9 protein-coding genes and 1 pseudogene are annotated in these 8,570 nt (G+C 72.8%); 8 read left to right on the top strand and 2 right to left on the bottom strand.

Features of this window, described 5'->3' with window-relative positions; translation table 11 throughout:
* A partial coding sequence (locus tag E4P40_RS24170) for a multicopper oxidase domain-containing protein (protein ID WP_135160911.1) occupies positions 1–524 on the bottom strand: 524 nt, incomplete at its 3' end.
* Positions 521–1,363: a hypothetical protein gene (locus E4P40_RS24165; protein ID WP_135160910.1), complete on the bottom strand. Its 843-nt coding sequence runs from the start codon at positions 1,361–1,363 to the stop codon at positions 521–523. The genes E4P40_RS24165 and E4P40_RS24170, both read right to left, overlap by 4 nt.
* Positions 1,364–1,572: 209 nt before the next feature.
* On the opposite strand from E4P40_RS24165, the gene E4P40_RS24160 reads away from it, so the two are divergent.
* From E4P40_RS24160 to E4P40_RS24125, 8 genes and pseudogenes are all read left to right on the top strand, one after another.
* Positions 1,573–2,124: an MOSC domain-containing protein gene (locus tag E4P40_RS24160; protein WP_135160909.1), complete on the top strand. Its 552-nt coding sequence runs from the start codon at positions 1,573–1,575 to the stop codon at positions 2,122–2,124.
* 77 nt (positions 2,125–2,201) lie between these two features.
* Positions 2,202–4,235: a threonine--tRNA ligase gene (thrS, locus tag E4P40_RS24155; protein WP_245160559.1), complete on the top strand. Its 2,034-nt coding sequence runs from the start codon at positions 2,202–2,204 to the stop codon at positions 4,233–4,235.
* Positions 4,232–4,810 (top strand): HIT domain-containing protein, encoded by a 579-nt coding sequence (locus E4P40_RS24150; RefSeq protein ID WP_135160908.1) that lies wholly within the window; start codon positions 4,232–4,234, stop codon positions 4,808–4,810. Before thrS ends, E4P40_RS24150 begins: the two co-directional genes overlap by 4 nt.
* 1 nt (position 4,811) lies before the next feature.
* The gene (pgsA, locus tag E4P40_RS24145) at positions 4,812–5,444 is read left to right on the top strand and encodes a phosphatidylinositol phosphate synthase (RefSeq protein ID WP_135160907.1); all 633 of its coding nucleotides are present in this window, start codon (positions 4,812–4,814) and stop codon (positions 5,442–5,444) included.
* Entirely contained in the window at positions 5,441–6,379 is a 939-nt protein-coding gene (locus E4P40_RS24140; protein WP_245160558.1) for a phosphatidylinositol mannoside acyltransferase, read from the top strand. The genes pgsA and E4P40_RS24140 overlap by 4 nt, the downstream gene beginning before the upstream one ends.
* Positions 6,379–7,587: a glycosyltransferase family 4 protein gene (locus tag E4P40_RS24135; RefSeq protein ID WP_245160557.1), complete on the top strand. Its 1,209-nt coding sequence runs from the start codon at positions 6,379–6,381 to the stop codon at positions 7,585–7,587. The genes E4P40_RS24140 and E4P40_RS24135 overlap by 1 nt, the downstream gene beginning before the upstream one ends.
* An 11-nt stretch (positions 7,588–7,598) precedes the next feature.
* Complete coding sequence (locus E4P40_RS24130; protein WP_135160906.1) at positions 7,599–8,147, top strand: hypothetical protein; 549 nt, start codon at positions 7,599–7,601, stop codon at positions 8,145–8,147.
* Positions 8,148–8,263: 116 nt separating this feature from the next.
* A pseudogene (locus tag E4P40_RS24125) lies at positions 8,264–8,570 on the top strand (pyridoxal 5'-phosphate synthase lyase subunit PdxS); the annotation flags it as partial.

The following is an 8,570-nucleotide window of genomic DNA, read 5'->3' as shown; positions in this document are numbered from 1 at the left end:
CGCCAGTCGTCCAGCATGAGCGTGTACTCGCCGTCGTAGGCCAGGGGCTCGTTCCGCGGCTCGACGATCAACGGCCCGTACAGCCCGCGGTCGAGCTGCACGCCGACGTGGGCGTGGTACATGAACGAGCCGGCGATCGGCGTCGGGAAGTCGTAGGTGAAGCGGGAGCCCGGCGTGACCGGGTCCTGGGTGATCCCGGGAACGCCGTCCATCCCGTTCGGCGGTGCGAGGCCGTGCCAGTGCACGGTCGTGTCCTCGGACAGCCCGTTCTCCAGCTGCACCCGCAGGCGGTCGCCGACCTTCAGCCGGATCTCCGGTCCCGGAACGGTGCCGTAGCCCCAGGTCGGCACCTCGTGGCCGGCCAGGTCGAGCCGCATCGGTGCGGCGGTGAGCCGCAGCGCTCCGGTGGGGGTGGGGGCTGCGGGCCGTTCGCCGGAGCAGCCGGCGACCAGCGCCAGTCCCGCGGCCGCACCGAGGCCGAGGAACTGACGCCGGGTCGCCGGCTGCGTGGGGAAGGCCGTCACTCGACGGTGAACTCCGCGAACATGCCCAGCGTGAAGTGGGGTGGCCCACTGCCCTCGGTGTCGTGCGTCGTGCCCTGGGGGATGAAGCACGCGCCGCCGTACCGCCCCGGCTCCTCCATGCGAAGGAACACGGTGTCCGACGCGCTCGGCTCGGCGAAGGCGATGCCCGCGAACTCCACCTTCGTGAAGATCTCCTCCTCCGGGAGCGTCAGGAGCTGCTCGAGCGGCTCTGTCACGTCGTCGTTGATGCGCACGACGCCGATCTCGTGGACCTCGTCACCCTCGTTGGTGAAGGTCACCGCCACGATGCCCGCGGGCACGGTGTCCGGGATGCCCTCGTACTCGTAGTTCACCCCCACGGCCTCGATCTGCTCGTAGCCGCACTCCGCCAGCATGTACTCGTCGATCCCGGCATTCGCCTCCATGAACTCCGGCGACTGGAACACGGAGTCGTCGCCGCTCTCCAGCCCCTGGCGGACCTGGCCGGTCAGAGACGTGATGTCGTCGGTCACCTCCTCGGGTGCGGAGTCCTCCGCCTCCTTCAGCAGCGGCTCGACCTGCTCGCGGTAGTCCGTGAGCGCCGCCTCGATCTCCTCGGGGGTGGCCGTCTCGAAGTCCACCTCGGGGCCACCCGTGGTGAGCCCGGCCTCGAGGTCGACCGCCGCTTCGCAGAACGCGGCGGGATCGGCCTCCTCGGCGGCGGACGAGCTCGTCCCGCCCGACGCGCTGTCGCCGGAGTCGTCGTCCGACCCGCAGCCGACCATGGTCGCCGCGATCACGAGCGAGGCTCCACCGACGAGCCAGCGCCGCAACGCCGGTGTGCCAGTCGTCCTGTGCATTCCTTCCAACCTTCCTGCTGGTGGACGGCGTGGCGCCGGCCGCTTCGACGGAGCAGATTGCTGTAGGGAGAGCCGGCAACGGCCGGTCCGGATACACGGGTGAACCGGCGACTCGCCGACGCGTCCGCGATCCGTCACTGCGCGTTGCCGGAACGCCCCTGACCGTGGGTCCGGCCGGTCCTCGGGGTGGCGGCGGTACGGTCCGGGTCGTGGCGGAGGAACAGCCGGTCGGCCGGGTGGAACAGATCTGGATCTATCCCGTCCGCTCCCTCGCCGGCCGCTCGGCAGACACGTGCGAGGTGGGGAGCGACGGTCTCGCCGGGGACCGCGCGTGGACCGTCGTCGACGCCGACGAGCAGGTCGTGCGCGCCAAGGACGTCCCTGCGATGCGCGACGTCGCCGCGACCGGCGACCCGGTCGTGGACGAGGACCGGCTCTCGGAGGCACTGGACCGCCCGGTGCACCTCGTCGCGACGCCGGCCGAGGGCACCGGTGTCGCCCCGGTGCACCTCGTGTCCCGGCAGGCCGTCGACCGCGCCGCGGCCGGCGACCTCCCGGAGGGCTGCTCGCCCGACGACCCGCGGGCGAACCTGCTGCTCACCCTCGACGGGGACGACGAGCGGTCGTGGGTCGGCCGGACCGTGCGGGTCGGCGACGCCGTCCTCGCCGTGAGCCGGACGCCGAAGCACTGCCTCGGCGTCTACGCCGACGTGCGCATTCCCGGCGTGGTGCGCGTCGGCGACCCGGTCCTGCTCGCTTAGGTCGCCATCCGGCCTGAGCGGCGGCAGGCGCGCATTAGGCTCGCAGGCGCCCGCCCGCCGAACCCCTGGAGTTCCTCGTGTCGACCCCGCCATCGCCAGCCGCCCACCCCGGGATCCGGGTGCCGGCCGGGACGACGGCGATGCAGGCGCTCAAGGACGCCGGGATCCCGCTCAAGGGCCCCGACGGCGCGGTCGTCGTCCGGGAGGTGGCCGGTGGTGACCTGAAGGACCTGAACTGGGCGCCGGAGTCCGACGCCGAGGTGCAGCCGGTCCCGGCCGCGAGCGCCGACGGCCGCGCGGTCATCCGGCACTCCACCGCCCACGTGCTCGCCCAGGCGGTGCAGGAGCTCTTCCCCGGCACGAAGCTCGGCATCGGCCCGCCGGTCGAGAACGGCTTCTACTACGACTTCGACCCGGAGCGGCCCTTCACCCCCGAGGACCTCACCGCCCTCGAGAAGAAGATGCAGGAGATCGTCCGGGCCGGGCAGAACTTCGCGCGCCGGGAGATCAGCGACGCCGACGCGAAGGCCGAGCTGGCGGACGAGCCCTACAAGCTCGAGCTGATCGGCCTCAAGGGGGGCGCTGACGACACCGAGGGCGCCTCCGTCGAGGTCGGCGGGGCGCAGCTGACCATGTACGACAACCTCGACGCCCGCACCGGTGACCTGGTCTGGACCGACCTCTGCCGCGGTCCGCACCTGCCGCGCACGAGCGCCATCCCGGCGTTCTCCCTGACCCGTAGCGCCGCCGCGTACTGGCGGGGCAGCGAGAAGAACCCGCAGCTGCAGCGCATCTACGGCACCGCCTGGGAGAGCAAGGACGCCCACAAGGCCTACCTGGAGCAGCTGGCCGAGGCCGAGCGCCGCGACCACCGCCGCCTCGGCGCCGAGCTGGACCTGTTCAGCTTCCCCGACGAGATCGGCTCCGGGCTCGCCGTGTTCCACCCCAAGGGCGGGGTGGTCAAGCGCGAGATGGAGGACTACGTCCGCGCCCGGCACATCGAGGAGGGCTTCGACTACGTCGGCAGCCCGCACATCAGCAAGGGCGGCCTGTTCGAGACCTCGGGGCACCTGCCCTACTACGAGGACACCATGTTCCCGGCCATGGACCTGGAGAACGCGAAGTACTACCTCAAGGCCATGAACTGCCCGATGCACAACCTGATCTTCCGGTCGCGCGGCCGGTCCTACCGCGAGCTGCCGCTGCGCTTCTTCGAGTTCGGCTCGGTGTACCGGTACGAGAAGTCCGGGGTCGTCCACGGCCTCACCCGCGTGCGCGGCCTGACCCAGGACGACTCGCACAGCTACGTCACCCCCGAGCAGGCGCCGGGCGAGATCCGCCACCTGCTCGCCTTCGTGCTCGGGCTGCTGCGCGACTTCGGTCTCGACGACTACTACCTGGAGCTCTCCACGCGGGGCGACGACCCGGAGAAGGCAGCCAAGTTCATCGGGTCCTCCGAGGAGTGGGAGGTGGCGACCGCGGTGCTCGAGGACGCCGCACGGGAGACCGGGCTGGAGCTCGTGCCCGACCCCGGCGGCGCCGCGTTCTACGGGCCGAAGATCTCCGTGCAGGCCCGGGACGCCATCGGCCGCACCTGGCAGATGTCGACCATCCAGTACGACTTCAACCAGCCCGCCCGCTTCGGTCTGGAATACACGTCGGCCGACGGCGGTCGCGCGCAGCCGGTGATGATCCACTCGGCCAAGTTCGGGTCGATCGAGCGCTTCTTCGGCGTCCTGACCGAGCACTACGCCGGTGCCTTCCCCGCCTGGCTGGCGCCGGTGCAGGTCGTCGGCATCCCGATCACCGACGAGCAGGTGCCCTACCTGCGCGACGTCGCGCTCAAGCTCAGGCAGAAGGGCATCCGGGTCGAGATCGACGACTCCGACGACCGGATGCAGAAGAAGATCCGGACGGCGAGCAAGCAGAAGGTGCCCTTCGTGCTGATCGCCGGCGCCACCGATGCCGAGGCCGGGGCCGTCTCCTTCCGCTACCGCGACGGATCGCAGAACAACGGCATCCCGGTGGACGACGCCGTCGACCAGGTGGCCGCCTGGATCGCGTCCCGCTCGAACGCCGACCCGACTGCTGAGTCCGCGGTGGTCGGATGAGCACGCCCAGGGACGACGGCGGGCCGGCTCTGGACCCGGTCCCCGGGCAGGCCTTCGAGCACCTCTGGACCCCGTACCGGATGGCCTACATCCGGGGTGAGGGGAAGCCCACGGGCGCGCACGACTGCCCGTTCTGCGTCATCCCGACGATGAGCGACGAGGAGGGCCTGATCGTCGCGCGGGGGACGACGGTCTTCGCCGTCCTCAACCTCTACCCGTACAACGCCGGCCACCTCATGCTGGTCCCGTACCGGCATGTGCCCGACTACACCGACCTCACCACCGACGAGGTCGCCGAGCTGGGCGCCTTCACGCAGACGGCGATGCGGGTGGTCCGCTCGGTCAGCGGGGCGCACGGCTTCAACATCGGCATGAACCAGGGGTCGGTCGCCGGCGCCGGCATCGCCGACCACTTGCACCAGCACGCGGTGCCGCGGTGGGGTGGCGACACGAACTTCATGCCGGTCATCGGGCTGACCCGCGTCCTCCCGCAGGTCCTGCGCGAGACCCGGGACCTGCTGGCCAAGGCGTGGGCGGAGTCGGCGGCGGAGCCCGCCACGGCGCGGGAGGGCTGACGTGCTCGGCAGCAACGCGCGCCCGGCCGTCGCCCGCTTCTGGGCGCCGGTCGTCGCGCGGCTGGCTGCGGCCGGGGTGACCCCCGACATGGTGACCATCACGGGCACGGTCGGTGCCGTCGCGTCCGCGGTCTTCCTGATCGGCAACGGCGTCCTCTGGTGGGGCGCGGTCGCCGTCACCGCCTTCGTCCTGCTCGACATGCTCGACGGCGCGCTGGCCCGGGCGCGGGGCGGCGGGTCCGTCTTCGGGGCGGTGCTGGACTCCGTCGGCGACCGCGCCGCGGACGCGGCGGTCTTCGGTGCGCTGGTCTGGTGGTACTCGGGCGGGGGCGACAACCGGCTGATCGTCCTGCTCGCCCTGATCTGCCTGGTCCTCGGCGTGCTCACGTCCTACATCAAGGCGCGGGCGGAGGGCGTGGGCCTGTCCTGCGACGTCGGGATCGTCGAGCGCACGGAGCGGCTCATCCTCGTCCTGGTCGGTACCGGGTTCACCGGACTCGGTGTCCCGTACGCCCTGCACGTGATGCTCTGGGCCCTGCTGGCCGGCAGCGCGGTGACCGTCGGCCAGCGCTTCCACGCCGTCCGCCGCGGCGCGGCCGGTGCCGCCCTCCCGATCCCACCGGGCACGCCGTGACGGCCACCCTGCGGGCCCGCACCGCCGCTGCGCTGACCGATGCGGGGTTCGCGGCCGGCTGGCGCGCGGTGCGGATGCTGCCCGAACCCGCCGCCCGCGGGGCGTTCGACCGCGCCGGCCGCTGGGCCGCCGGCCGGCAGGGCACGGGGGTTCGCCAGCTGCGGGCCAACTACCGGGTCGTCACCGGCGGCGCCCTCTCCGAGCCGGAGCTGGCCGACCTCACCACCCGGGGACTGCGGTCCTACGCCCGGTACTGGCAGGAGGCGTTCCGCCTCCCGACGCTCAGCAGCGAGCGGATCGTCACCGACACCGACGTCGTCGGCCTGGAGTACGTGCAGAAGGTCCACAACGAGGGCCGCGGCCTGGTGATGACGCTGCCCCACAGCGGGAACTGGGACGCGGCGGCGGTCTGGTTCATCGACTTCCTGGGCGGCCCGTTCATGACCGTCGCCGAGCGGCTGAAGCCCGAGTCGCTCTACCGGCGCTTCCTCGAGTACCGGGAGTCGCTCGGGATGCGGGTCGTGCCGCTCACCGGCGGACCCCGGCCCAGTTCGGAGGTGCTCCGCGACTGGCTGGCCGACGGCGGCTCCACCTGCCTGCTGGTCGACCGCAACCTCGGCAGCGGGGGAGTGCCGGTGACGTTCTTCGGCCGGGCCGCGACGATGCCCGGCGGAGCGGCGCTGCTGGCCGCGCAGACCGGGGCCGCGCTCATCCCGACCGTCTGCGCCTTCACCGAGCGCGGCTGGCGGCTGACGTTCGCGCCGGAGGTGCCCGTCGACGGCCCGGGCCGGCTGAAGGACCGCGTCGGGACGGCGATGCAGGACGTCGCGGACGCGTTCGCCCGCACCATCGTCGAGCAGCCCGAGGACTGGCACATGCTCGGCCGGATCTGGAGCGACGTCCCTCCGGACCCGCCTGCGGAGGAGCGGGCCTGATGCACCGCGGCATGCGGATAGGCCTCGTCTGCCCCTACCAGTGGGACGTGCCCGGCGGGGTGCAGTACCACGTGCGGGACCTGGCCGAGACCCTGCGGGGCATGGGCCACCACGTCGAGATCCTGACGCCGGCCGAGCACGAGGAGTCGCTGCCCGAGCACGCGACCTTCGCCGGCCGGACGGTGCCCGTGCCCTACAACGGCTCGATGGCCAGCCTGCAGTTCGGGCCGGTGTCCGCGTCGCGGGTCCGCCGCTGGCTGCGCGACGGGCACTTCGACGTGGTGCACGTGCACGAGCCGGCGCCGCCGTCGGTCTCGCTCCTGGTCTGCATGATCGCCAAGGGCCCCATCGTGGCCACCTTCCACGCCGCGACGACGCGGTCGAAGTGGCTGGCGGCGTGGGGGCCGGTGGTCCGTCCCTGGCTGGAGCGGATCAGCGGCCGGATCGCCGTCTCCGACTTCGCCCGCCGCGTGCAGGTCGAGCACCTCGGCGGCGACGCGGTGATCATCCCGAACGGCGTGCACGTCGACGCGTTCGCCGAGGGGCCGTCGCTGCCGGGCTTCACCCGCGGCGTCGACGGACCCACGATCGGCTTCCTCGGCCGCTACGGCGAGCCGCGCAAGGGCCTGCCCGTCCTGCTGGAGGCCATGCGGACCGTCGTCCGCCGGCACCCGGGCGCGCGGCTGCTGATCGCCGGTCGCGGGGACCCCGCCGAGATCCGCGACCTCATCGGCGAGGACCTGCGGCCGCACGTCGCGCTCCTCGGTGAGATCTCCGAGGCCGACAAGGGCGCCTTCCTCCGCTCGGTCGACGTCTACTGCGCGCCCAACCTGCTGGGGGAGTCCTTCGGCGTCGTCCTGATCGAGGCGCTCGCGGCCGGGGCCCCGATCGTGGCCAGCGACCTCGACGCCTTCGCGCGGGTCCTGGAGGACGGCGAGGCAGGCGTGCTCGTCCCGCGCGGCGACGCGGCCGCACTGGGCCGCGCGCTCGGCGACCTGCTCGCCGACCCGGGACGGCGGGCGATCCTCTCCGAGCTCGGTGCCCGGGTGGCCGCGTCCTACGACTGGCAGGTGCTGGCCCGGCGGATCCTGGCCGTCTACGAGACCGTCGTCCTGCCCGAGGGCGGCGTCGTGACCGCGGGCGAGGAGGACGAGTTCCCGGCCGTGCCGCCGACGCGGTCGCCCCTGCGCCGCTGGGTGGAGCGCTAGCCTTCGGCCCCGTGACGTCCGGGGTGTGGTTGCTGCTGGCGGGCGTGCTCCTGCTGCTCCTGGTGGCCTGGACCGTCTGGACCCTCACCCGGCTGAGCCGGCTGGAGGCGCGGGTCGCGCGCGCGTGGACCGCGCTGGACGCCCAGCTGCAGCGACGGGCCGGGTTGGCGGAGGAACTGGCCCGCCAGTACCCGGCCGCGGTCGGCTCCGACCGTGCCGCCTACCTCGCGGCCTTCGCGGCCGACGCCCGGGCGCCCGTCGACGGCGACCGCGAACTGGCCGAGAACGTCCTCGGTCGGGAACTGCGGGAATTGTCGCCCGACCTGCCCGGCGTCCCGGCCGCGCTGCAGAACGACCTGGCCGGCACGACCACCCGGGTGGGTCTGGCCCGCCGCTTCTACAACGACGCCGTCCGGGACACCCGCGCGCTGCGCCGTCACCGGTTCCCCCGGCTGTTCCGGCTGCACGCCCGCCGGCCGCTGCCCCGGTACTTCGACATCGACGACCGCCTCGTCGAGGTCACGAGCAGAGCTGGCAGCGGCGGTCGGACCGGCCGCTGAGCGGCCGTACGATGTCACCGGGGTCCCACCCACCCCGGATCGTCCGTCGAATCGTGAGGCAGCATCCCGTGGCAACCGAGACCCCTTCCACCGGTACCGACCGCGTCAAGCGCGGCATGGCCGAGCAGCTCAAGGGCGGGGTGATCATGGACGTGGTCACCCCGGAGCAGGCGAAGATCGCCGAGGACGCCGGTGCGGTCGCCGTGATGGCGCTGGAGCGGGTGCCCGCCGACATCCGCGCGCAGGGCGGTATCGCGCGGATGAGCGACCCCGACATGATCGACGGGATCATCGGGGCGGTCTCGATCCCGGTGATGGCCAAGGCCCGGATCGGGCACTTCGTCGAGGCGCAGGTCCTGCAGAGCCTGGGCGTGGACTACATCGACGAGTCCGAGGTGCTCACCCCGGCCGACGAGGCGCACC

The sequence above is a fragment of the Blastococcus sp. CT_GayMR20 genome (assembly GCF_004570345.1).
Note: the sequence above shows the minus strand (reverse complement) of the source record. Positions and strands in the feature narration are given on the sequence as shown.